This window comes from Streptomyces sp. NPDC047880 (assembly GCF_040706515.1).
In the GTDB taxonomy this organism is placed as follows: Bacteria; Actinomycetota; Actinomycetes; order Streptomycetales; family Streptomycetaceae; genus Streptomyces.
The window spans coordinates 120,533-144,966 of sequence record NZ_JBEZOK010000008.1 but is presented as its reverse complement, the minus strand read 5'-3'; the positions used below and the strand labels follow the sequence as shown (position 1 = coordinate 144,966).

19 protein-coding genes and 1 tRNA gene are annotated in these 24,434 nt (G+C 69.7%); 12 read left to right on the top strand and 8 right to left on the bottom strand.

Features of this window, described 5'->3' with window-relative positions:
* The first annotated feature begins 11 nt into the window (after positions 1-11).
* Positions 12-461, top strand: coding sequence for a (deoxy)nucleoside triphosphate pyrophosphohydrolase (locus AB0937_RS15215; protein ID WP_366712022.1), 450 nt, complete (start codon positions 12-14; stop codon positions 459-461).
* Between the two features lie 124 nt (positions 462-585).
* The gene (locus AB0937_RS15210; protein ID WP_366712181.1) at positions 586-1,029 is read left to right on the top strand and encodes an ATP-binding protein; all 444 of its coding nucleotides are present in this window, start codon (positions 586-588) and stop codon (positions 1,027-1,029) included.
* Here AB0937_RS15210 and AB0937_RS15205 read toward each other — a convergent pair.
* A tRNA-Glu gene (locus AB0937_RS15205) sits at positions 984-1,067 on the bottom strand. The two genes, AB0937_RS15210 and AB0937_RS15205, sit on opposite strands and share 46 nt — an antisense overlap.
* A 214-nt stretch (positions 1,068-1,281) precedes the next feature.
* On the opposite strand from AB0937_RS15205, the gene AB0937_RS15200 reads away from it, so the two are divergent.
* Together AB0937_RS15200 and AB0937_RS15195 are read left to right on the top strand one after the other, a co-directional pair.
* Complete coding sequence (locus AB0937_RS15200) at positions 1,282-3,918, top strand: SpoIIE family protein phosphatase (RefSeq protein ID WP_366712021.1); 2,637 nt, start codon at positions 1,282-1,284, stop codon at positions 3,916-3,918.
* Positions 3,919-3,986: 68 nt separating this feature from the next.
* A complete protein-coding gene (locus AB0937_RS15195; RefSeq protein ID WP_366712020.1) occupies positions 3,987-5,081 on the top strand; it encodes a glycosyl hydrolase family 18 protein in 1,095 nt (364 codons plus the stop codon).
* Here the strand turns inward: AB0937_RS15195 and AB0937_RS15190 are convergent.
* The 4 genes from AB0937_RS15190 to AB0937_RS15175 are packed head-to-tail and all read right to left on the bottom strand — an operon-like array spanning position 5,070 to position 9,010.
* On the bottom strand, positions 5,070-5,846 hold the full coding sequence (locus tag AB0937_RS15190) for a succinate dehydrogenase/fumarate reductase iron-sulfur subunit (RefSeq protein ID WP_366712019.1): 777 nt from the start codon (positions 5,844-5,846) through the stop codon (positions 5,070-5,072). The genes AB0937_RS15195 and AB0937_RS15190 overlap by 12 nt on opposite strands.
* Positions 5,843-7,807 (bottom strand): fumarate reductase/succinate dehydrogenase flavoprotein subunit, encoded by a 1,965-nt coding sequence (locus AB0937_RS15185; RefSeq protein ID WP_366712018.1) that lies wholly within the window; start codon positions 7,805-7,807, stop codon positions 5,843-5,845. Before AB0937_RS15185 ends, AB0937_RS15190 begins: the two co-directional genes overlap by 4 nt.
* A gap of 18 nt (positions 7,808-7,825) precedes the next feature.
* Positions 7,826-8,662, bottom strand: coding sequence for a hypothetical protein (locus AB0937_RS15180; RefSeq protein ID WP_366712016.1), 837 nt, complete (start codon positions 8,660-8,662; stop codon positions 7,826-7,828).
* 57 nt (positions 8,663-8,719) lie between these two features.
* Positions 8,720-9,010: a hypothetical protein gene (locus tag AB0937_RS15175; protein ID WP_234846170.1), complete on the bottom strand. Its 291-nt coding sequence runs from the start codon at positions 9,008-9,010 to the stop codon at positions 8,720-8,722.
* A gap of 288 nt (positions 9,011-9,298) precedes the next feature.
* Here AB0937_RS15175 and AB0937_RS15170 point away from each other — a divergent pair, with 288 nt between their 5' ends.
* The 8 genes from AB0937_RS15170 (at position 9,299) to AB0937_RS15135 (ending at position 20,707) form a co-directional block, all read left to right on the top strand.
* Entirely contained in the window at positions 9,299-11,437 is a 2,139-nt protein-coding gene (locus AB0937_RS15170) for an ABC transporter family substrate-binding protein (protein WP_366712015.1), read from the top strand.
* A gap of 114 nt (positions 11,438-11,551) precedes the next feature.
* Positions 11,552-12,205, top strand: a complete 654-nt coding sequence (locus AB0937_RS15165; RefSeq protein WP_366712014.1) for a hypothetical protein — start codon at positions 11,552-11,554, stop codon at positions 12,203-12,205.
* A 140-nt stretch (positions 12,206-12,345) separates the two neighbouring features.
* The gene (typA, locus tag AB0937_RS15160; protein WP_366712013.1) at positions 12,346-14,253 is read left to right on the top strand and encodes a translational GTPase TypA; all 1,908 of its coding nucleotides are present in this window, start codon (positions 12,346-12,348) and stop codon (positions 14,251-14,253) included.
* A gap of 611 nt (positions 14,254-14,864) precedes the next feature.
* Complete coding sequence (locus tag AB0937_RS15155; protein WP_366712012.1) at positions 14,865-16,487, top strand: ABC transporter substrate-binding protein; 1,623 nt, start codon at positions 14,865-14,867, stop codon at positions 16,485-16,487.
* A 151-nt stretch (positions 16,488-16,638) separates the two neighbouring features.
* Complete coding sequence (locus AB0937_RS15150) at positions 16,639-17,571, top strand: ABC transporter permease (protein WP_366712011.1); 933 nt, start codon at positions 16,639-16,641, stop codon at positions 17,569-17,571.
* A complete protein-coding gene (locus AB0937_RS15145; protein WP_366712010.1) occupies positions 17,564-18,496 on the top strand; it encodes an ABC transporter permease in 933 nt (310 codons plus the stop codon). Before AB0937_RS15150 ends, AB0937_RS15145 begins: the two co-directional genes overlap by 8 nt.
* A gap of 11 nt (positions 18,497-18,507) precedes the next feature.
* Positions 18,508-19,566: an ABC transporter ATP-binding protein gene (locus AB0937_RS15140; protein WP_366712008.1), complete on the top strand. Its 1,059-nt coding sequence runs from the start codon at positions 18,508-18,510 to the stop codon at positions 19,564-19,566.
* A complete protein-coding gene (locus AB0937_RS15135) occupies positions 19,559-20,707 on the top strand; it encodes a dipeptide ABC transporter ATP-binding protein (RefSeq protein WP_366712007.1) in 1,149 nt (382 codons plus the stop codon). Before AB0937_RS15140 ends, AB0937_RS15135 begins: the two co-directional genes overlap by 8 nt.
* 103 nt (positions 20,708-20,810) lie before the next feature.
* Here AB0937_RS15135 and AB0937_RS15130 read toward each other — a convergent pair whose 3' ends face one another.
* From AB0937_RS15130 to AB0937_RS15120, 3 genes are all read right to left on the bottom strand, one after another.
* Positions 20,811-21,353 (bottom strand): hypothetical protein, encoded by a 543-nt coding sequence (locus tag AB0937_RS15130; protein WP_366712006.1) that lies wholly within the window; start codon positions 21,351-21,353, stop codon positions 20,811-20,813.
* Between the two features lie 154 nt (positions 21,354-21,507).
* Positions 21,508-21,948, bottom strand: coding sequence for a GNAT family N-acetyltransferase (locus AB0937_RS15125; RefSeq protein ID WP_366712005.1), 441 nt, complete (start codon positions 21,946-21,948; stop codon positions 21,508-21,510).
* 256 nt (positions 21,949-22,204) lie between these two features.
* Positions 22,205-24,331, bottom strand: a complete 2,127-nt coding sequence (locus tag AB0937_RS15120) for a prolyl oligopeptidase family serine peptidase (RefSeq protein ID WP_366712003.1) — start codon at positions 24,329-24,331, stop codon at positions 22,205-22,207.
* Between the last annotated feature and the right edge of the window lie 103 nt (positions 24,332-24,434).

Below are 24,434 nucleotides of genomic sequence, written 5' to 3'. Positions count from 1 at the left end.
AGGCTCCCCGCATGAGTGAGCGGATCGTCGTAGGGGCCGCACTGGTCGAGGGCGGGCGGCTGCTGGCCGCACGGCGCAGCGCGCCCGTCGAGCTGGCCGGGCGCTGGGAGCTGCCCGGTGGCAAGGTCGAGCCCGGCGAGACGGCCGACGCGGCGCTCGCACGGGAGCTGCGCGAGGAACTCGGCGTCGACGCCGAGGTGAGCGACCGCGTCCCGGGGCAGTGGCCCCTCAGGGCGCCGTACGTCCTGCACGTGTGGACCGCCCGGCTGCGTCCCGGCTCAGCCGCTCCGCGGCCCCTCCAGGATCACGACGAACTGCGCTGGCTCGGCCCCGACGAGATCTGGGACGTGCCCTGGCTCGACCAGGACGTCCCGGCCGTACGGCAGGCCCTCGCCCATCTGGGACCGGTCGACGGCCCGATCTGTCGCGGTCCACGCGGCGTGCCGGAGCCCGGCGCCTGAAGCCCGCCGGGGGCGTGCGGCCCCATCGGAGTGCAGTGGGCACGCCCCCTACGCCTTTCGTGCCACAGCGCGTTGCCCCCCGCGATACTTCAACCCGAATATCGGGTATGTGCCCATTAACCCCATGAAACCGGACATGGGTGAGGCTCCTGCCTGGGAAGTGATCGGCGTGATCGACACCGAGGACGACTGCGCCGACTGGACCTTTCCCGCCGAACCGGGCGCCGTGCGCACCGCTCGCCAGGCAGTGCGCGGCCGACTGCGCGACTGGGGCCTCGACAGCCTCGCGGACCTCGCGGCACTGCTGGTCAGCGAGCTGGTCACCAACGCCCTGCGGCACGCCACGGGCCCCATCGGGGTGCGCCTGGTACGCCACTCCGGCCTGGACGGCGCCCTCCTGGTGGAGGTGTCCGACCCACTGCCGGACCCGCCCCGCGAGCGCGCCGCCCGCCCGGAGGACGAGAGCGGCCGCGGACTGCACCTGGTGGCCTCCGCCTCCCGCCGCTGGGGCACCAGACCCGGCGCCGCGGGCAAGACGGTGTGGTTCGAACTCGCGGTGCCGGAGTGAAAATCCGGTGTACGTACGTCCCGCCGCTGTAGAGCGGCTGGTTCAGGCCGGTGGCGGTTGCCGGTGCACGGGATTCGACGCCGTGTCCCCTGGTTAGAAGACTGGAAGTGTTGTCACGGTCCGGACCGAAAACCATCGGGACCGTGCTGTGATCGTGAACACCGTGTTGTGCGGCACCGTAGTGCTGGATACTGCGGGCAGCCGCCCCCGGTGACCGGTGCCGGACGCGGTGAGCTGGAGGGGACGGTTCGCGTGAGCGAGATACCAGCGAAGGCCACGGAGTCCGAGGACCCGTCGGAGGGCGCGGGGTCGAGGCCGGCCGACGGCCTTGCCTCCGCGGTGGGAGGTGCGCTCGCCGCCGACGGGGTGCGATCCGGGGACGCCATGTGGCAGAGCAGTCCCCCCGGTTCCATCTACGACTACATCAAGGTCGCGTCCTTCTCCATCGGACCCGACGGCCTGGTGGACCAGTGGAGCCTGCGCGCCGAGCACCTCTTCGGCATCCCCGCCGGCCGCGCCGTGGGAATGGACCCCATCGAGGCGTTCATCGACCCGCGCCATCGCGAGCGCGGCATGCGCAAGATGACCGAGATCCTCGACGGCCGCGAGTGGACCGGCGTGGTGCCCTTCCGGTTGCCGAAGGGCGTCAAGGGGGAGTGCGGCCACGAGGGACTCGCCGAGGTGTACGTCATGCCGACGCGCACCGAGGACGGTGAGAAGGCCGCCGTCTGCATCGTCGTCGACGTGCGCACCCTGCGCAGCATCGAGACCGACCTCGCCGCCTCGCAGGCCATTTTCAGTCAATCGCCCTTCGGATTCCTCCTGATCGACCCCGATCTGAGGGTCCGTCGCGTCAACCAGCGGTTTGCGTCGATCTTCGGCGGCGACGTCGACGACCACCGCGGCAAGGGTGTGCACGACTACCTCCAGCGCGGCGAGGCCGACCGGGTCGCGGCCACCCTGCGGCGGGTGCTGGAGACCGGCAGTTCCATCACCGACATGCACGTCACCGGCTTCGTGCCGGGGTCCGACGAGCGCCGCCACTGGTCCGTCAACCTCTACCGCGTGCACAGCGGTTCGGGCCGTCCCATCGGCATCGCCTGGCTCGGGATCGACATCACCGCCCGGCGCGCCGCCGCACGCGAGGCCGCCGCGGCCCGGCGCAATCTGGCCCTGCTGAACGAGGCCGGTGCCCGTATCGGCAACTCCCTCGACCTGGAGACCACGGCCCGTCAGCTCCTCGACGTCGTCGTCCCCGGCTTCTGCGACCTGGCCACGGTCGACCTCTACCAGGGTCTGCTGGTCGGTGACGAGACGCCGCCCGGGCTGGCCGACGGCAGTGCCGAGTTGCGCCGCGTGGCCTTCGCCAGCGCCGTCTCCGACGAGCCCTTCGCCGGCACCGGTGTGCCCGTCGCGGTCGGCGCCGTCCACCACTACCCGTTCAACTCGCCCTGCGCGGACGCCCTGCGCACCGCCCGGCCCCAGACCGTCCCCGGCGGGGACGGCGGGCTCGTGCAGTCCACGCTCGCCGTGCCGATGGTCGCCCACGACACCGTCGTCGGGCTGGTGCAGTTCGCCCGGACCAAGGGCAGCGAGCCGTTCGGCGACCGGGATCGCGACCTCGCCGTGGAACTGGCCGCCAGGGCCGCGGTCTGCATCGACAACGCCCGCCTGTACCGCCGTGAGCACGAACGGGCGTTGATACTGCAGCGGTCCCTTCTCCCGCCCGGCGACCCGGAGGCCTCCGGCCTCGACATCGCCTGCCGCTATCTGCCCGGCAACGCCAACACCGGCCGGCCCAGCGAGGTCGGCGGCGACTGGTTCGACGTCATCGAACTGCCCGGGCACCGCACCGCGCTGGTCGTCGGCGACGTCATGGGCCGCGGCCTGCGCGCCGCCGTCGCCATGGGCGAACTCCGCACCGCGGTCCGCACCCTGGCCCAGCTCGACCTGGAACCGGCGGAGGTGCTCTCCCAGCTGGACGAGATCGCCCGCGGCCTCGGCGCCCCCGGAGGGGTCCAGCAGGCGACCCGGGCGGCCCGCCGCCCCCGCGAGGCGGACCTGTCGGAGGTGTACCTCGCCACCTGCGTCTACGCCGTCTACGACTCCGTCACCCGGCGGTGCACCTTCGCCAACGCCGGCCACCTGCCGCCCGTCCTGGTCGAACCGGGCGAACCGGCGCTGATGCTCGACGTGCCGCCGGGCATGCCGCTCGGGGTCGGCGGGGAGCCCTTCGAGGAGGTCGAGGTCGAACTCCCCGAGGGCGCCCTGCTCGCGCTCTACACGGACGGCCTGGTCGAAAGCCGCGACCACCCCCTGGACGAGGGCCTCCAGGCCTTCGTCAGCGCCCTCTCCGACCCGACCCAGCCGCTGGAGGACGTCTGCGACCACGTCCTCAACACCCTCGACACCCATCACGGCGAGGACGACATCGCGCTGCTGATGGCACGTGTACAGGGGCTGCCCACGGATTCCGTCGGCGACTGGACCCTGCCGCGCGAGCCGCGCAGCGTGGGCCGGGCCCGCGAGTACGCGCGTGCGCAGCTGCTCGCCTGGGGCATGGAGCCCCTGGTCGACACCACGGAGCTCCTGGTCAGTGAACTGGTCACCAACGCCCTGCGCTACGGCGAGGGTGAGATCCGGCTGCGCCTGCTGCTCGACCGCACCCTGGTCTGCGAGGTCTGGGACTCCGGCCTGGTCCAGCCCCGCCGCCGCCGGGCCCGCGACACCGACGAGGGCGGCCGCGGCCTCCAACTGGTCGGCCTCCTCAGCGCCGCGTGGGGCTCCCGCCGCACCCCCCGGGGCAAGACGGTCTGGTTCGAACTGCCCCTGCCGGGCGGCGACACGAGCCTCACGGATCCGGCGGAGGCGCTGCTGAGCCTGTTCTGACCCGCAACCGAACAGAGGTACTGATCGTCCTCCCCGGCAACATCAACCGCACGACCGGGGGAGACGGCATGGAGCGCATCGCGGAAACCGGCAGTGACAACTCCTTAGCTGGCGAGTCCACGCCCGCCCGGGAGCGCGGTGCGAGACGCCGGCGCTGGATCAGACGCACGGCCGTCGGCCTTCTCCTGCTCCTCCTGCTCCCGCTCCTCTCCGCTCTGACGGCCCTCAGGATCGCCTACATGGGCGATCCGGCCGACGGCACCCACAGCCGCGGCCGGGACGCCCTCTGGCTGGGCCACGCCTGGGTGGACGGGCGCAAGAAGGACGCCGACGTCACCGCCCTGGCCCGCCGTCTGCGAGACACCGGCATCCGCGACCTGTACGTCCACTCGGGCCCGCTGGAACACGACGGCACGCTCCCCGAGTCGGTCCACCCCCGGGCGCGCTGGTTCATCGACGCCGTGCACGACCGGCTCCCCGGCGTCCGCGTCCAGGCGTTCCTGGGGGACGTCGTGGCCACCGAGAGCGACGAGGGCATGCGGCTGGCGGACCCGGCGACGCGAAGCGCCGTCCTGCGCTCCACCCGCCGGATCCTGGACATCGGCTACGACGGCGTCCACCTCGACCTCGAACCCCTGCACTCCGGCGACCGGAACCACCTGCGCCTCCTGGACGCCCTGCGCCGCGAGACCCGCTCCCGGGACGCCCTGCTCTCCGTCGCCGCCCACCAGATCGACCCGCTCCCCGGCCTCCACACCCTGCGTGGCGGCCTCACCGGCCACCCCAAGTGGTGGTCACAGGAGTTCTTCGGCCAGGTCGCCCGCCGCGTCGACCAGATCGCCGTGATGTCGTACGACACCGCGCAGCCCCTGGAGAGCACCTACGGCGGCTACGTCGCCCAGCAGACCTCCCTCGCCCTGGAGGTCACCCCGCCCTCCACCGACCTGCTGATGGGCCTGCCCTTCTACTGGGAGAACGACGTCAGCCACTGGGGCCACGCCGAGACGGTGCCCGCGGCGGTCCGGGGCGTCCGTCTCGGCCTGTCCCGCACGGACGCGGACCGGGCCCGCTTCGGTGTCGCGCTGTACATCGACTACACGGCGACCGAGGAGAACTGGCGGGCGTACGAGGAGGACTGGGTCAGCGGGTGCTCAGCCTGCTGAGGAGCGTCTGCGGATCTTCGAGCCCAGCCACACCAGCGGGTCGTACTTGCGGTCGACGGCCCGCTCCTTCAGCGGGATCAGCGCATTGTCCGTGATCTTGATGCCCTCGGGGCAGACCTCCGTGCAGCACTTGGTGATGTTGCAGTAGCCGAGGCCGTGTTCGTCCTGGGCGGTGGTCTTGCGGTCCAGGCCCGTCTCAGCCGCCGCGTCCAGGGGGTGCATGTCCAGCTCCGCCACCCGCATCAGGAAACGGGGCCCGGCGAACGCCTGCTTGTTCTCCTCGTGGTCGCGCACCACATGGCAGGTGTCCTGGCACAGGAAGCACTCGATGCACTTGCGGAACTCCTGCGAGCGGTCCACGTCCTCCTGCATCATGCGGTACTCGCCGGGAGCGACACCGGCCGGCGGGACGAAGGCCGGGACCTCCCTCGCCTTCTCGTAGTTGAAGCCCACGTCGGTGACCAGGTCGCGGACGACCGGGAACGCCCGCAGCGGCGTCACCGTGATCGTCTCCTCGCGGCCGAACACCGACATGCGCGTCATGCACATCAGGCGCGGCCGCCCGTTGATCTCCGCCGAGCAGGAACCGCACTTGCCGGCCTTGCAGTTCCAGCGCACGGCCAGGTCGGGTGCCTGGGTGGCCTGGAGGCGGTGGATGATGTCGAGCACCACCTCGCCGTCGTTGACCTCGACCTCGAAGTCCTCCAGGCCGCCGCCGCTCACGTCCCCGCGCCACACCTTGAAGTGGGCCGTATAGCCGCTCATTCGTAGAGCTCCTCTTCGGAGAGGTACTTGACCAGCTCCTCCTTGTCGAACAGGGCGAGCAGGTCGGCACGGACGGGTTCGGTGGTCTCGCGGGTGAGGGCGATCTGGCCGCGGACCGGGTCCGTCGCCGCCAGCCCGCCCGTCGGGTCGGTGAGCGCGCACAGCAGGTTGATCCGGCGCCACGCGCGGTCCATCCCGGGGTGGTCCTCGCGGGTGTGCCCGCCGCGCGACTCGGTGCGCTCCAGCGCGGCCCGCGCCACGCACTCGCTGACCAGCAGCATGTTCCTGAGGTCCAGGGCGAGGTGCCAGCCGGGGTTGAACTGCCGGTGCCCCTCGACCCCGGCCCGGCGGGCCCGCAGCCGCAGTCCGGCCAGTTTCTCCAGGGCCTGCTCCATCTCCGGCGCGCGGCGGATGATGCCGACCAGGTCGTTCATCGTCTGCTGGAGTTCCTGGTGCAGGGTGTACGGGTTCTCCGGCGGGCCACCCGCCGGCTCCTCGGTCTCCGCCTCGGCCGAGAAGGGCCGCAGGGCCTCCGCGGCCGCCGAGTCGATCTGGACGTCGTCCACCACGGGCCGTGCCCCGGCCGTCCCCGCCGCGTACTCGGCCGCGTGCCAGCCGGCCCGGCGGCCGAACACCAGCAGGTCGGACAGGGAGTTGCCGCCGAGCCGGTTGGAGCCGTGCATGCCGCCGGCCACCTCACCGGCCGCGAACAGCCCGGGCACCCCGCGCGCCGCCGCCGTTTCGGAATCGACCGCGACCCCGCCCATCACGTAGTGGCAGGTGGGCCCGACCTCCATCGCCTCCGCCGTGATGTCGACGTCCGCCAGCTCCTTGAACTGGTGGTACATCGACGGCAGCCGGCGCTTGATGACCTCGGCGGGCATCCGCGTCGACACGTCGAGGAACACGCCCCCGTGCGGGGAGCCGCGCCCCTCCTTCACCTCGGCGTTGATGGCCCGCGCGACCTCGTCACGGGGGAGCAGTTCGGGCGGGCGCCGGTTGTGGTCGGGGTCGTCGTACCAGCGGTCGCCCTCCTCCTCCGTCTCGGCGTACTTGTCCTTGAAGACGTCGGGGATGTAGTCGAACATGAACCGCTTGCCATCGGAGTTGCGCAGGACACCGCCGTCGCCGCGCACCGACTCGGTGACAAGGATGCCCTTCACCGACGGCGGCCAGACCATGCCGGTCGGGTGGAACTGCACGAACTCCATGTTCAGCAGGGGAGCGCCCGCGAGCAGGGCCAGTGCGTGGCCGTCGCCGGTGTACTCCCACGAGTTCGACGTCACCTTGAAGGACTTGCCGATGCCGCCGGTGGCGATCACCACGGCGGGTGCCTCCAGCACGAAGAAGCGGCCCGACTCGCGCTCGTAGGCGAAGACGCCGGAGACCTTCCCGCCCGCGGCGGAGCCGCCGTCGGACACCGTCTTGAGCACGCGTGTGACCGTGCACTCCTGGAAGACCTTCAGCCGGGACTCGTAGTCGCCGGTCGCACGGAAGTCCTCCTGCTGGAGGGAGACGATCTTCTGCTGGAGGGTGCGGATCAGCTCCAGGCCCGTGCGGTCGCCGACGTGGGCGAGACGCGGGTACTCGTGGCCGCCGAAGTTGCGCTGGGAGATCCGCCCGTCCTCGGTGCGGTCGAACAGCGCTCCCCAGGTCTCCAGCTCCCACACCCGCTGCGGCGCCTCCTGGGCGTGCAGTTCGGCCATCCGCCACTGGTTGAGGAACTTGCCGCCGCGCATGGTGTCGCGGAAGTGCACCTGCCAGGAGTCGTTCTCGTTGGCGTTGGCCATCGCCGCGGCGATGCCGCCCTCGGCCATCACCGTGTGCGCCTTGCCGAACAGCGACTTGCAGATCACGGCCGTACGGGCGCCCCGCTCACGGGCCTCGATGGCGGCGCGCAGGCCCGCGCCGCCCGCGCCCACCACGACGACGTCCCACTCCTGCCGGTCGACCACGGACATCAAAAAGGCCCCATCCCTCTAGAAGAAGCGCGGATCGTCGAAGGCGCCCGACGCGACCAGGTAGACGTAGAAGTCGGCGAGCGCCACGCTCACCAGCGACGCCCAGGCGAGCTGCATGTGCCGGGCGTTGAGCTTCCCCGCCCACTGCCACATCCGGTAGCGCACGGGATGCCGGGAGAAGTGCTTGAGCTTGCCGCCGACGATGTGCCGGCAGGAGTGGCAGGAGATCGTGTACGCCCAGATCAGCACGATGTTGACCAGGAACACCAGTGTGCCCAGACCCATGTGGCCCCAGGCGTAGGTCTCGTCGCGGAAGGCGAGCACGGTGTCGTAGGTCAGGATCCCGGCGACCACGAGCGCGGCGTAGAAGAAGTACCGGTGGATGTTCTGCAGGATCAGCGGGAAGCGGGTCTCGCCGGTGTACTTCTTGTGCGGCTCGGCCACCGCGCAGGCCGGCGGGGACGCCCAGAAGCCCCGGTAGTAGGCCTTGCGGTAGTAGTAGCAGGTCAGGCGGAAGCCGAGCGGGAAGATCAGGATGATGATCGCGGGCGAGATGCCCCACCAGCTCCCGAAGATCTCCCAGTTCGGGCCGGACCGCATCGGCTCGCAGTTCTCCGCCAGGCACGGGGAGTAGAAGGGCGAGACGTAGGGCGCCGCGTAGTAGTCGGTGTTGGCGAAGGCACGCCAGGTCGAGTAGACGATGAAGGCCAGCAGGCCCGCGGCGGTGCCGGCCGGGGCCAGCCACCAGCGGTCGGTGCGCAGGTGCGGGGCGGCGATCGCGGCCCGCACAGCGCCCCGGACACCGCCGCTCTCAGGTCTGGGTTCGGTGGCAGGGGGTTCCGTACCAGTGGCCACGTGACGACTCCGGTCGGGTTCGGGGGAGGTGCCGGTCGCGCTCGACTCCTCCCCGGGTCAGGGAGCGCGCCGGTCCCGGGCGCCGAGCCCCTCGTCGTCCGAGTCGCTCCACAGGGCGGAGTCGTACGGCGTGTCCGAGATGGTGACCAGCTCGGGGCGCTTCGGCGCGGCCGGGGACGCGGCGGCGTCGCGCAGCAGGGCGACGCTCTCGCGCAGGTGATTGGCGTCGGCACGGACGCGGCGCATCTCCAGGCCGCCGGTGCCGAGCTGCTTCTCCAGCCGCCCCAGCGAACGGAACACCTCGTCGAGACTGCGCTGGACTGACATCAGTTCGTCGTGAACGGACATGACTTGCCCTCACTTCCGCGGGTCCTTCGTGGCCCAAGGCGGCAACGTTCATGCGCCTGCGAGTGTTGCGCGTCACACCTTGTGCTGTGAAGGGATGTGCATCGATTGGCCGAGGCGTGCGGGTGCACTGTGCGGTGCGTTGCGCCGCACGGGTGGCTTCCCGCCCGTGACCGCCGTGTCGCCCTGTGTTGCCGAACCCTTTCCTCTTCAGTGGCCGCATACATCAGATGAACTCCAAATACCGCCAAAAGTGATCATAACGCCCGCGGCTTCCCGGAGGTAGCACAGATGTCCCAGCACGGCGTCGGCCCGCGCGCGGTCACGCGCTCGGTCGCCTTCCTCACCGCGGGCGTGCTCGCGGTGCCCGCGCTCGCCGGATGCGGCTCCGACGACCCGTCCGGCAAGCCGCTCGCCGGGCAGGACATCCAGCCCGCCCCCCGCGACCGGATCACCGACGGGGGCACCCTGCGGTGGGCCGCCGACTCCGTACCCGACACGCTGAACACGTTCCAGTCGGACGCCGACGCCACCACCACCCGCGTCGCCCAGGCCGTCCTGCCGTCGATGTTCCGCATGGACGCCTCCGGCCGCCCGGAGCGAAACCCGGACTACCTGGAGTCCGCCAAGGTCGTCGACACCGAGCCCAAGCAGGTCGTGCTGTACAAGCTCAACCAGCAGGCCGTGTGGAGCGACGGCCGGGAGATCGGCGCCGCCGACTTCGCCGCCCAGTGGCGCGCCCTGTCCGGCAAGGACACCGCCTACTGGACCGCCCGCAACGCCGGCTACGACCGCATCCAGAAGATCGAGCGCGGCGACAACGCCCTGGAGGTCCGGGTCACCTTCAGCCGCCCCTACGCCGACTGGCGCTCGCTCTTCTCCCCGCTGTACCCGAAGGACGTCATGGGCACCCCGGACGCCTTCAACGACGGGGCCCGCAAGAAGCTCAAGGTCACCGCCGGGCCCTTCATGGTGAAGAAGGTCGACCGCAAGGACGAGGAGATCACCCTCGCCCGCAACCCGCGCTGGTGGGGCGAGCCGGCCAAGCTCTCCGAGATCGTGCTGCGCACCGTCCCGCGCGACAAGCGGGCCGCCGAGCTTGCCGCGGGCAACCTGGACCTGGCCGAGATCGACCCCTCCGCGGCCCGCCGCATCACCGTCGCCGCCCGCCCGCAGAGCTCCGGCAGCCCGCTGATGGGCCCCGGCGCCGACCGGTCCGCCGCGGACTCCCCGGAGTCCGGGGCCCGCGCCGACGGCTCCGGCGAGGAGGCCGCCGGCGAGGAGACCGCCGCCCGCGAGACGCTGCGCAAGGCGACCACCGCGTACGCCCGGCAGCAACAGGCCCTCAGCGGGTTCGAGGTCCGCAAATCCCTGGAGCCCGCCTACACCCAGCTCGCCCTGAACGGCGCCGAGGGCCCGCTCACCGACGAGCGCGTCCGCCGTGCCGTCGCCCGCGCCCTGGACCGCAAGGACATCGCCCGGGTCGTCCTGAAGCCCCTGGGTCTGCCCGCCGTCCCGGTCGGCAGCCACCTCGCCCTGTCCGGCCAGGCCGCCTACGCCGACAACAGCGGCGCCCTCGGCGACCAGGACACCGAGGAGGCCCAGGCGCTGCTCGCGGACGCCGGATGGGTGCGCGGCGGTCCGGTCAAGGAGCAGGAGAAGCAGAAGGAGAAGGCGGCCGGCCCCGAGGGCGGCAAGGCCGACGACACCGGCCAGGACGACAAGGCGCGCCGCGGACCCGACCCGGCCGGGCACCTCGCCCAGGACGGCAGGCAGCACGTGGGCGGCGCCCCCGGGGCGTACGCCCCCAAGGGCACCGCCGCCCCCGCGAACCAGGAGTCCGCTCCGCTCGCCAAGAACGGCAAGGCACTCACGCTGCGCTTCGTGCTCCCCTCCGGGCCCGGCTCCCAGACATTGCGCACGGTCGCCGACCGCATCTCCCGCATGCTGGAGCGCGTCGGCATCACCACCGAGATCTCCAAGGTCTCCGACGAGTCCTACTTCAAGGACCACATCGCCTCCGGCCAGTACGACCTCGCCCTGTACTCCTGGCCCGCCACGGCGTTCCCCGCCACCGACGCCAGGCCCGTCTACGCCAAGCCCGTCCCGGCCGCCGACGGCTCGCTGAACGTCGAGCAGAACTACACCCGCGTCGGCACCGACCAGGTCGACCAGCTCTTCGACGAGGCCGTGGCCACCCTCGACGAGGGCGAGTCCCGCTCCCTGATCCGCAAGGCCGACTCCCGGATCTGGGCGGCGGCCGGCTCGATCCCCCTCTTCCAGCGCCCCCAGCTCCTGGCGGCCCGCAAGAACCTCGTCAACACCGGCGCCTTCGGCTTCGGCACGCCGGTCTACGAGGACATGGGCTTCCTGAAGAAGGGTGCGAAGCCGGCGTCGGGACCGTCGGCGAAGGGTTCCACCGCTCCGTAGCTCTGGGAACGCTCAAACGCCTTGCCGTCCCGCGCCCGGCGTCCGCACCATGAGTCCCGACACGATCATGGTGCGGACGCCGGGCGTCCGTACGCGGGGGACGGAGACCGACGCATGCGCGACACGACACGCCGTGCCGTCACGGCCGGGCTGGTCATCGGGGTGCTGGTGACGGGGGTGGGGGCGTGCACGGGGAGCGCGGGCGGGGACGGGGCCGACCAGGGCCGTAAGACCGACGAGCCCGTGGCGACGGCCTGTGCGGACGGCACCTTCACCTGGTCCCACCTCTCCGAGCGGGACCGACTGACCGGTGTCTCCGGCCCCGAGCGGATCGGCAAGGGCGGCGGCGCCCTGCAGAACCCGATACGGCGGGTGTACACCCCCAGCCCCTCGGTGCGCGCCGAGGGACCGGCCCCGTCGGCCGCGGAAATCCTCTTCTCGCTCGGCAAGAAGGCCGGTGAGATCGACTCCGACGCACCCACCCTCGCGGAGGCGGGCGGCGAGACCTGGCCGTTCACCGACGTCCGGCAACCGGCCCCGAAGCTCGACAACGACCGCATCCAGCCCCGCGCGGCGGGCGAGTACGTCCAGTACGCCGGGGTGCGGGAGGTGTCGGCCGACTTCCGCTACCGCTGCCCGGACGGCAGGACCGTCTCCGGTCACGCCCGCAACTGGACGGTCGACATCGCAGGACTGACCGACTGCGGGGTTCACCCGGACTCGGCCCTGGCCCGAGAGGTCTTCCGGCGCTCCTGTGAACCGGCCTGACCTGCATCGACGTAGCCCGGCTAACCCCTGCGGCCGCAGCCCCGTACCATGGGGTGAGGCCGTGGCATGTTGAGCCCGGCAGGGCCCGCGCACCACCGACGTACGCGCAGGGCATTCACTACTCCGGGAGTACGCCTTTTATGGCCACGCGCCACGACATCCGCAACGTCGCCATCGTCGCCCACGTCGACCACGGCAAGACCACCATCGTCGACGGCATGCTGAAGCAGGCCGGCGCCTTCGCCGCGCACCAGCTCGACTCGGTCGACGACCGCATGATGGACTCGAACGACCTGGAGCGTGAGAAGGGCATCACGATCCTGGCCAAGAACACGGCGGTGAAGTACCACCCGAAGGACGGGGGGGACGTCATCACCATCAACATCATCGACACCCCCGGCCACGCCGACTTCGGCGGCGAGGTCGAGCGTGGTCTGTCGATGGTCGACGGTGTCGTCCTGCTCGTGGACGCCTCCGAGGGCCCGCTCCCGCAGACCCGCTTCGTGCTGCGCAAGGCCCTCCAGCAGCGCCTGCCCGTCATCCTGTGCATCAACAAGACGGACCGCCCGGACTCCCGGATCGACGAGGTCGTCAACGAGACCTACGACCTCTTCCTCGACCTGGACGCCGACGAGGAGCAGATCGAGTTCCCGATCGTCTACGCCTGCGGCCGCGACGGCATCGCCTCGCTGACCAAGCCGGACAACGGCACGGTCCCGTCCGACTCCACCAGCCTGGAGCCGTTCTTCTCCACGATCCTGGAGCACATCCCGGCCCCGACCTACGACGAGGACGCCCCGCTCCAGGCCCACGTCACCAACCTGGACGCCGACAACTTCCTCGGCCGTATCGCGCTGCTCCGCGTCGAGCAGGGCGAGCTGCGCAAGGGCCAGACGGTCGCGTGGATGAAGCGCGACGGGTCCGTCAGCAACGTCCGTATCTCCGAGCTGATGATGACCGAGGCGCTCACCCGCAAGCCGGCCGAGATGGCCGGCCCCGGTGACATCTGCGCCGTCGCCGGTATCCCCGACATCATGATCGGCGAGACCCTGGCCGACCCGGAGAACCCGGTCGCGCTTCCGCTGATCACGGTCGACGAGCCCGCGATCTCCATGGTCATCGGCACCAACACCTCTCCGCTGGTCGGCCGTGGCGCCACCGGCAAGGGTGCCGACAACAAGGCGGCCGTCAAGGACCGCAAGGTCACCGCCCGCCAGGTCAAGGACCGCCTCGACCGCGAGCTGATCGGTAACGTCAGCCTCCGCGTGCTCGACACCGAGCGGCCGGACGCCTGGGAGGTGCAGGGCCGCGGTGAGCTGGCGCTGGCCATCCTGGTCGAGACGATGCGCCGCGAGGGCTTCGAGCTGACGATCGGCAAGCCGCAGGTCGTCACCAAGGAGGTCGACGGCAAGACCTACGAGCCCGTCGAGCGCATGACGATCGACGTGCCCGAGGAGCACATGGGCGCCGTCACGCAGCTCATGGGCGTCCGCAAGGGCCGTATGGACAACATGTCCAACCACGGCTCCGGCTGGGTCCGCATGGAGTTCGTCGTGCCCTCGCGCGGTCTCATCGGCTTCCGTACCGAGTTCCTGACCCAGACCCGCGGCACCGGCATCGGCCACTCCATCCACGAGGGCTTCGAGCCCTGGTTCGGCACGCTCCAGACCCGTAACAACGGCTCCCTGGTTGCCGACCGCGCCGGTGCGGTCACCGCGTTCGCGATGACCAACCTCCAGGAGCGCGGCGTGTTGTTCGTCGAGCCGGGCACCGAGGTGTACGAGGGCATGATCGTCGGCGAGAACTCCCGCTCCGACGACATGGACGTCAACATCACCAAGGAGAAGAAGCTCACCAACATGCGGTCCTCGACGGCCGACGTGACCGAGTCGATCGTCCCGCCGCGCAAGCTGTCGCTGGAGCAGTCCCTGGAGTTCTGCCGGGACGACGAGTGCGTCGAGGTCACCCCGGAGGCCGTGCGCATCCGCAAGGTGAACCTGGACGCCCGCGAGCGCGCCCGCGCCGCGAGCCGCGCCAAGCACGGCTGACGCCTGCCGCTGATACGACGACACCGGGCACCCCGCGAGGCGGGGTGCCCGGTGTCGTCGTTTGAAGGGCGGGGAACGCGGAGGCAAGGGTAGGGAAAACCCTCGACTTGCCTGTGACAGCCGTCAGGGGCGGTTTTCTCCCACTACCCTGCTCCGGAAGCGCCACGCGCCCCCGGCCTCGGGGGTCGCACAACGGCCTTGCCGCACAAGCCACTTGAGCGCGCGACAGTCGCCGATGGAACCCTGCACGGATCCCACGGTACGTCGCAACCGGTTTATCTCACTCTCGCGTCCGGAATGCGGACAGCCGACACCGATAGATGTGTAACAAGTCCGTTTCGCAGGGATCTTTCACCAAACCCTTTGTCCGGATTTTGGAAGATGTAGGCGAGAGCTGTGATCGAACCGAGACCTCGAGAGTGTGGTTCGGTCCTGGCGTTTGGCAGATAGTTAGGCGCGTAGAGCTCGGATGAACGGGTCACGACGCTTCGGCGGGAACCCACTTACGAGCGCGGGGGCACCTGACCAATTCCGGCACCGGCGACGGGCGGTGCGGTGCTGTGTCGTGTGCTCTCTTTGCGGTGGACCATTGGACTCATGAGGAGGAACCCATGCGCGGTGCCAAGAGCGCCAAGTGGGTGGCGATAGCCGCGGTTGTGGCGCTGGGCGCGACGGCCTGTGGTGGGGGAAGCGACAGCGGTGACGACGGCAAGGCAGCGGTCGACCCGAACGGCAAGTTCTCGATCGAGGTCGGCGAACCACAGAACCCGCTGCAGCCGGCGAACACCATGGAGTCCAACGGCAGCATCGTGACGCGGGCTCTGTTCACCACGCTCGTCGACTACGACTCCAGCGGCAAGATCGTCATGATGAACGCCGAGTCGGTGGACACCAAGGACAACAAGACCTTCACGGTCAAGCTGAAGTCGGGCTGGAAGTTCCACGACGGCACCCCGGTGACCGCCGAGTCCTTCGTCAAGGCGTGGAACTGGGCCGCCAACCCGGCCAACAAGCAGACCAACAGCTTCTGGTTCTCGGACATCAAGGGTTACTCCGACGTCGCCCCCGACAAGGGCAAGCCGAAGGCCACCGAGATGTCCGGCCTGAAGGTCGTCGACGACAGCACCTTCACCATCACGCTGAACAGCCCGCTGCCGTACTTCGTGTACAAGCTGGGCTACGAGGTCTTCTCGCCGCTGCCCGAGTCCTTCTACAAGGACCCGAAGGCCGCCGGTGAGAAGCCGGTGGGCAACGGCCCCTACAAGTTCGTCAGCTGGCAGCACAAGAAGCAGATCGAGGTCGCCCGCAACGACGACTACCAGGGATCGAACAAGGCCAAGAACGGCGGAGTGATCTTCAAGAACTACTCCAAGCTCGAGACGGCCTACCAGGACCTGAAGTCCGGCAACCTCGACGTCATGCGGCAGATCGCCCCGCGTGACCTGCCGGTCTACAAGGCCGACCTCGGCGACCGCGCCGTGGACCAGGCCTACTCCTCGATCCAGACCATCGCCCCGGCCTTCTACACCAAGCAGTGGAAGGACATCGACCCGAAGGTCCTGCAGGGCCTGTCGATGGCGATCGACCGCAACACCATCACCAAGACCGTCCTCCAGGGCACCCGCGAGCCGGCCACCGGCTGGGTCGCCAAGGGCGTCCTCGGCTACCAGCCGGACCTGGGCACCGACATCTTCAAGTACGACCCGGCGAAGGCGAAGCAGCTCATCAAGGACGGCGGCGGCGTCCCGGGCAACAAGATCTCCATCCAGTACAACGTGGACGGCGGTCACAAGGAGTGGGTCGAGGCGGTCTGCGGCTCCATCACCAAGGCGACCGGCGTGGCCTGCACCGGCGACGGCAAGGCGGACTTCCAGGCGGACCTCAACGCCCGTGACAACCAGGAAGTCAAGTCGATGTACCGCTCCGGCTGGGTGCTCGACTACCCGTTCAACGCCAACTTCCTCCGCGACCTGTTCGGCACGGGTTCGTCCGGCAACCAGAGTGGCTTCTCGAACAAGACGATCGACGGCCTGATCAAGAAGGCCGACGGTGCCAAGTCGATCGAGGAGTCCCAGTCGCTGTACCAGCAGCTCGAGAAGGACCTGCCGAACTACATGCCGAGCATTCCGCTCTGGTACTACAAGGTCAACGCGGGCTACTCGGAGAAGGTCACCGGCGTCAAGTACGCCCAGGACGGCGACCCGATCCTGACCGGCGTTCAGGTCAAGAAGTAACCGCTGACAGCCCGCGATTCCGGGTGCGGCGCCGCCTCGTGCGCCGCGCCCGGAGGGACGGCAGCGGCCGGGGGGCCCTTTCCGCGCGCATCCTTCGCGGTGCGCGCGGAAAGGGCCCGTCGGCTGCCGCTGGAACTGACATGGAGGCACGATGGGGCGCTACGTCGCACGACGACTGCTCCAGATGATCCCGGTCTTCATCGGGACGACTCTGCTTATTTTCCTTATGGTCTACGCCCTGCCCGGCGATCCTGTGCGGGGCCTCTTCGGTGACAAGGCCGCGAGCCCGGCGGTCCTGCGGTCCCTGCGGCACGAGTACGGCCTCGACAAGCCCGTGCTCGTCCAGTACTGGGACTACATGCGGAACATCGTTCTGCACCTCGACTTCGGCACGCAGATCGGCAGCGGACGCCCGGTCACCGACATTCTGGGTGAAGCCTTCCCGGTGACACTGCGTCTGGCGGGCCTGGCCTTCGCCATCGAGGCGACCCTGGGCATCCTGCTCGGCGTCGTCGCGGGCCTGCGCGCGGGCAAGGCGACCGACACGGCCGTGCTCTTCCTGACGCTGCTGCTCATCTCGGTGCCGGTCTTCGTGCTCGGCTACATCTTCCAGACGGTGTTCGCCTTCCAGCTGAACTGGCTGGAGCCGTCGGTCGTCGACGACACCGACTTCAGCCAGCTGATCATGCCCGCCCTGGTGCTGGCCTGCGCCTCGCTCGCCTACGTGGCCCGTCTGACCCGTACCTCGGTCGCCGAGAACCTGCGCGCCGACTACATGCGTACGGCCATCGCCAAGGGGCTGCCCCGGCGCCGCATCGTCGGCGTGCACCTGATGCGCAACTCGCTCATCCCGGTCGTCACCTTCCTCGGCACCGACATCGGTGCCCTGATGGGTGGTGCCATCGTGACCGAGGGCATCTTCAACATCCACGGCGTGGGCGGCACGATCTACGAGTCGATCGTGCGCCGTGAAGGCACCACGCTCGTCGGCCTGGTCACCATCCTCGTCCTCGTCTACCTCGTCACCAGCCTGATCGTCGACCTGCTCTACGCGGTCCTGGACCCGAGGATCCGTTATGCCTGAGCTGACCAAGACCGCCGACGACGCGGTCGTCGCCGCCGCGACGAACGTGCCGACGTCCAAGCCGGAGAAGACCCGCAGCCTGTGGGGCGACGCGTGGCTGGACCTGCGCAGCAACTGGATCTTCATCGTCTCGGCCGTGCTGATCCTTCTTCTGCTGGTCATCGCGGCCTGGCCGGGGCTGTTCACCGGCGCCGACCCGAACAACAAGGACCTGGCGAACCACTACCTGCAGCACCCGAACTACGGCAACGTCTTCGCGGCCGACTGGCTGGGCTACGACGCCCAGGGCCGTAGCGTCTACGCCCGCGCCATCTACGGCACGCGGGCCTCGCTGCTGGTCGGCGCGGGAACCGCCCTGGTCGTGACCGTGTTCGGCGGCCTCGTCGGCATGCTCGCCGGCTACTTCGGCGGTTGGCTCGACGCCGTGTTGTCGCGGGTGACCGACATGTTCTTCGGCATCCCGTTCCTGCTCGGCGCGATGGTGATGCTGAACTCCTTCACCGACCGCTCCATCCCCGTGGTCATCGGCGCCCTGGCCTTCCTGGGCTGGACGCAGACGGCCCGTGTGATGCGCGGTTCGGTCATCACCATCAAGCAGGCGGACTACGTACAGGCGGCCAAGGCGCTCGGCGCCGGAACCCGCCGTATCCTGTTCCGCCACGTGCTGCCCAACGCGGTGGCCCCCGTGATCGTCGTCGCCACCATCTCGCTCGGTGTGTACATCGCCGCCGAGGCCACGCTGTCGTTCCTCGGCCTCGGCCTGGCCGGCGTCTCGTGGGGCAACGACATCTCCGACGGCGGCAACCAGATCCGGGTGGCGCAGTACATCATGCTCTACCCGTCGATCATGCTCAGCATCACGGTGCTGGCGTTCATCATGCTCGGTGAGGCCGTCCGCAACGCCCTCGACCCGAAGATGCGCTGAGGGAGGCGTACGTGACCATCATCGAAGAAGCGACTGCCGTGCCCTCGCCCCGTGGCGACGGGGACGACGGTGCCCCGCTGCTCGAAGTGCGCGACCTGCACGTCGAGTTCCACACCCGTGAGGGTGTCGTCAAGGCCGTCAACGGCGTCAACTACAGCGTGAGCGCAGGGGAGACGCTCGCCGTGCTCGGCGAGTCCGGATCCGGCAAGTCGGTCACCGCACAGGCGATCATGGGCATCCTCGACATGCCCCCGGCGAGGATTCCGCAGGGCGAGATCCTCTTCCGAGGCCAGGACATGCTCAAGATGTCCGCCGAGGAGCGCCGCAAGACCCGCGGTCGCCGCATCGCGATGATCTTCCAGGACGCGCTCAGCTCGCTCAACCCGGTGCTGACCGTCGGCTACCAGCTCGGCGAGATGTTCCGTGTCCACCAGGGCCTGTCGAAGAAGGAAGCCAAGGCCAAGGCGATCGAGCTGATGGACCGGGTGAAGATCCCGGCCGCAGCGGCCCGCGTCGGCGACTACCCGCACCAGTTCTCGGGCGGTATGCGCCAGCGCATCATGATCGCCATGGCGCTCGCCCTGGAGCCGGACCTGATCATCGCCGACGAGCCCACCACGGCCCTCGACGTGACGGTCCAGGCCCAGGTCATGGACCTGCTCGCGGATCTGCAGCGCGAGTTCAACATGGGCCTGATCCTGATCACCCACGACCTCGGCGTCGTTGCCGACGTCGCGGACAAGATCGCGGTGATGTACGCGGGCCGGATCGTGGAACGCGCCCCGGTCCACGAGTTGTACAAGCGGCCGGCGCACCCGTACACCAGGGGGCTGCTGGACTCGATTCCGCGCCTGGACCAGAAGGGCCAGGAGCTGTACGCGATCAAGGGTCTGCCGCCCAACCTGCTGCGTATCCCCACCGGATGCGCCTTCAACCCGCGCTGCCCGAAGGCCCAGGACATCTGCCGCACGGAGGTGCCGCCGCTGCACCCCGTCACCGAACAGGACGGCACGGAGCTCGTCGGCCGCGCCTCGGCCTGCCACTTCTGGAAGGAGACGCTCCATGGCTGAGCTCAGCAAGAACGACGAGCCGCAGGACGCCACGCCGAACGTCTCCGATGTGGAGGTCGTGGACGCCCACTCCGAGTCGGAGTCGGTGGCCGCCCTCGAGGCGCCCGTCGAGCGTGGGGAGCCGATCCTCCAGGTCCGCAACCTGGTCAAGCACTTCCCGCTCACCCAGGGCATCCTGCTCAAGAAGCAGGTCGGTGCGGTGAAGGCCGTCGACGGTGTCTCCTTCGACCTGTACCAGGGTGAGACGCTGGGCATCGTGGGCGAGTCGGGCTGCGGCAAGTCCACCGTCGCCAAGCTCCTGATGAACCTGGAGCGGGCTACGGCGGGCGAGATCTTCTACAAGGGCCAGGACATCACCAAGCTGTCCGGCCGCGCGTTGAAGGCGGTCCGCCGCAACATCCAGATGGTGTTCCAGGACCCGTACACCTCGCTCAACCCCCGTATGACGGTGGGCGACATCATCGGGGAGCCCTTCGAGATCCACCCCGAGGCGGCCCCGAAGGGCGACCGGCGCAAGCGCGTCCAGGAGCTCTTGGACGTCGTCGGCCTCAACCCGGAGTACATCAACCGCTACCCGCACCAGTTCTCGGGCGGCCAGCGCCAGCGCATCGGCATCGCGCGAGGTCTGGCCCTGAACCCCGAGATCATCATCTGCGACGAGCCGGTCTCCGCGCTGGACGTGTCTGTCCAGGCGCAGGTCATCAACCTGATGGAGAAGCTGCAGGACGAGTTCAACCTCTCCTACATCTTCATCGCGCACGACCTGTCGATCGTCCGGCACATCTCGGACCGCGTCGGCGTGATGTACCTCGGCAAGATCGCCGAGATCGGCACCGACGAGCAGATCTACGACCACCCGACGCACCCCTACACGCAGGCGCTGCTGTCGGCGGTGCCCGTGCCGGACCCGGATGCCCGTGACCACCGCGAGCGGATCATCCTGACCGGCGACGTGCCGTCCCCGGCCAACCCGCCCTCGGGCTGCCGCTTCCGCACCCGCTGCTGGAAGGCCCAGGACAAGTGCGCCGAGGAGGTTCCGCTGCTGGCCATTCCCGAGCGCTTCCAGAGTTCCGACTCCCCGGCGGCCCACGAGTCGGCCTGCCACTTCGCCGAGGAGAAGGACGTCGTCCACGCGGTCTGATCCCGCGATGTCTTACCAGTCGGAGAAGTGACTACCGCCCGTGTCGCGACGGGGCCTTTCGGTCCTGGTCGTGGCACGGGCGGTAGTTACTGTGCGAAGGCGGCTACTTCTGCTTCAGGTAGAAGTAGATGTAGGCCGACTGCCCGCAGAAGAGGGCGTCTTCGTTCTTCCGGGACGAGATGGTCGTCTTCATGATCAAGTACGCCTTGTGCTTCTTGACCTTCAGCGTCTTGTTGATGGTGTACTTCCGGTGGTGGGCGCCCTTGGCCACATCGCCGGGCGCCACCTTGTTCCAGACACGCTTGTCGTCGTCGACGAGGGCATAGTTACCGACGTAGATCTTGCGCCCGTTGGAGTGCCGGATATCGATGCTCTTGACCCGGATGCTGCTCTTGGTCACCTTGCCGAGCTTCCAGGTGACTATCGCGTTGTACGTGTTGTCGCTGAAGCACCCCTTGTCTTCCGAGCGGTCGACACCGGCGACACCCGAGGTGATGGTCTGAGCCCCTGTGGTGACCTTGGCGTAGCTGGTGGTGCCGGGCTTCATCGAACTCGCCTGGGCGGGGGCCGTGCCAAGCGTTGCGGCCACCCCTGCGGCGGTGACGAAGGTGGCGAGTGTGAGCCCTCGCCGGGTCTCGAACGACATGCAGAACTCCTGGGTCCCTGGTCATGAGGACGTCGTCACGAATGTGACGTGATCAATATGGCTGAGCGCGCTCAACTGCGCATTCGATTTGAGGGAGTTCTGAGGTGAAGGTGCAGAAGCAAAGGAGCGCCGGCGGTGGCTGGCCGTGCCGGTGTCAGCGGAGGCGCAGGTCGACCCAGGGGATGGTGTCGCCCGGCAGCAGGTACCGTTCGATCTCGACGAACCCGTGCTTCTCGGCGAACCGCAGCCCGTCCTCGTTGCAGGAGAGGACGACCGTCTCGATCGTCTGCGCTCCGAGCTTCCGCGCCCGGTCGACCCCGCGCGCGTAGAGCTCCGTGCCGAATCCCTGGCGGCGATGAGCGGCGAGCACCCGGGCGATCACGGTCGCTGTGCGCGTGTCGTCGGCCGGCGGGCGCACCGTGCTGCAGCCCACGAGTACGTCATCGGAGTAGGCCACTTCGAGGTGGTTGCGCTCGGCGCGTTCCCGCACCTCGTCCAGGGAAAGCGGGTGCGTCGGAATGATCACGTTGTGAACGTGCTGCCAGTCTCCGAGGCCGGCGTCGCCGCTCGGCTGCTGGATGCGAAGTGCGGACATCGGCACAGCGAACACGATGGTCGTGCGGGTGGCAACCCCGTTTGTTCACCCGCGCGTTCGGCCCATGCCGACTGCGACGATACCGGTGGCGGCCGCGGCCCACGCCTTCGGTGAGCCCCCCGCCAACTGCGTTAACGAGCAGGCAACTTCGCCGACCCGGTTCCGATATACGGACGCGTCAGGCTGGTCGGCGTACGGCCGTGCGGGTGCCGTAGACGGGCCGGGCGCCGGGAGGCGTTCCGGCCCGTCGCCGTGTTCAGGGGGTCGTGATGCCCAGGGAGCGCTTCAGGAAGTCGACCTGGAGGAGCAGCAGGTTCTCGGCGACCTGTTCCTGAGGGGTGATGTGGGTGACGCCGGACAGCGGCAGCACCTCGTGCGGGCGGCCGGCGGCCAGCAGGGCCGAGGACAGGCGCAGGGCGTGGGCCACCACGACGTTGTCGTCGGCGAGGCCGTGCACGATCATCAGCGGGCGCTGCGGCTCGGCGGGGGAGGACAGCCCGTCGGGAGTCACCAGGGAACTCTTCGCGTACGCCTCCGGGTGCTCCGCCGGGGTGCCCAGGTAGCGCTCCGTGTAGTGGGTGTCGTACAGGCTCCAGTCCGTCACCGGCGCGCCCGCGATGCCCGCGTGGAAGACGTCCGGGCGGCGCAGCACCGCCAGGCCCGCCAGCCAGCCGCCGTAGGACCAGCCGCGGATCGCCACCCTGGACAGGTCCAGGGGGTAGCGCTTCGCGAGGTCCTCCAGCGCGTCCACCTGGTCGTCCAGCGACAGCGTGAAGTCGTGGTGGACCGCCTTCTCCCAGGCGGGTGAGCGCCCCGGGGTGCCACGGCCGTCCGCGACCACGACCGCGAAGCCCTGGTCCGCGAACCACTGCGACGTGAGGTGGGCGTTGTGCGCGGCGACCACCCGCTGGCCGTGCGGACCGCCGTACGGGTCCATGAGGACCGGCAGCGGGGTGTCTCCGTCGTAGTCCCGAGGCATAAGCACGGCGCACGGTACGCGGCGTGCGCCCCCCTCGGTGAGCGTCACGCGGGGGGACATACCGGGATCTTCGGCGTACGAGGGGACAGTCCTGGTCGGTTTTCCGTCGCGCAGGACCTGCACCAGCGAACCTGGCCGGTTCAGTGCGGCCGAGACCAGAACCGTCACCTCCCCGGCCCGCACCGCCGCGTGCACCCCCGGCTCCGGGGACACCCGCTCCACACCCAGCTCGTTCACCCGGTACACGTGCACCTCGCCCGTCTCGGCCTCACCGGCGGCCTCCGCGCCCGCCGACGCCGAGATCAGCACGTCGTGCTCGGAGACGTCCAGCACGGCCCGCACGTGCAACTGCGCCCCCGTCAGCGGCCGGTCCCCGACCGCCAGCACCCGCGCCCCGCCCTCGTCGGCGATCCGCACCAGCTGACCCGAGGGGCTCCAGCACGGCACGCCGGGGAAAAGATCCAGCCAAGTTCGATCTTCGTCGGCGTGCACCATCCGCGTCGCGCCCGAGTCCGGGTCCACGGCCAGGATCAGCTGACTGCGCTGGTCGCGCGCCTGTACGAGCAGCAGTGGAGCACCCGCCGCTGACCAGTGGACATGTGCCAGATACGGGTAACGCGCCCGGTCCCAGGCGACCTCCGTACGCAGCCCGTCCAGGCCGATCACGAACAGCCGCACCTCCGCGTTGGCGGTGCCCGCCGCCGGGTAGGGCACCCGCTGAGGCTCCCGTTCCGGATGCGCGGGGTCGGCGATCCACCAGCGCCGCACCGGCGTGTCGTCCACCCGCGCCACGAGCAGCCGGTCCGACTCCGGCGCCCACCAGAAGCCCCGCGAACGCCCCATCTCCTCGGCCGCGATGAACTCGGCCAGTCCGAACGAGACATTCTCCGACTCCGGCTCGGCGAGCGCCCGGTCGCCCTCACCCTCGGCGCCCACCACCCGCAGGGCGCCCTGCGCGACATACGCGACCTGCCGCCCGTCGGGCGACGGACGCGGGTCGATCACCGGTCCCGGCACGCGCAGTTCACGCGCCGTCCCCGCGCGCAGCTCCGCCGCGAAAAGCCGCCCCGACAAGGCGAAAGAGGCCAACTCGACGGCCGTGTCGGTGGCGTACCCGACGATGCCGGCCCCACCCTCACGGCTGCGCTCGCGCCGCGCCCGTTCTTCGGGCGAGAGGTCCTCCGACGCGCCTCCCAGCAGGGCGCGCGGGTCGGCGGCCACACGCTCCGCGCCCTCCTCCGTGTCGAGGACCCAGAGCGAATTCGCCCGGTCCGTACCGGAAGCGGAGCGCAGGAACACGACACGGGAACCGTCGGGCGCCACGGTGAACGAGCGCGGCGCGCCGAGCGTGAAGCGCTGGGTACGGGCGTGCCGTCGGGGGAAGGAGTGAGGCTCGGTCGTCATGCCCTGACCATATTGGCCATGCGCCCCCTTGTGCGGCCGTGCGCCGATCGATGCGCGCGAAGGGATAGTTATGATCAATGACGCATAGTGGGTATGAACCTGC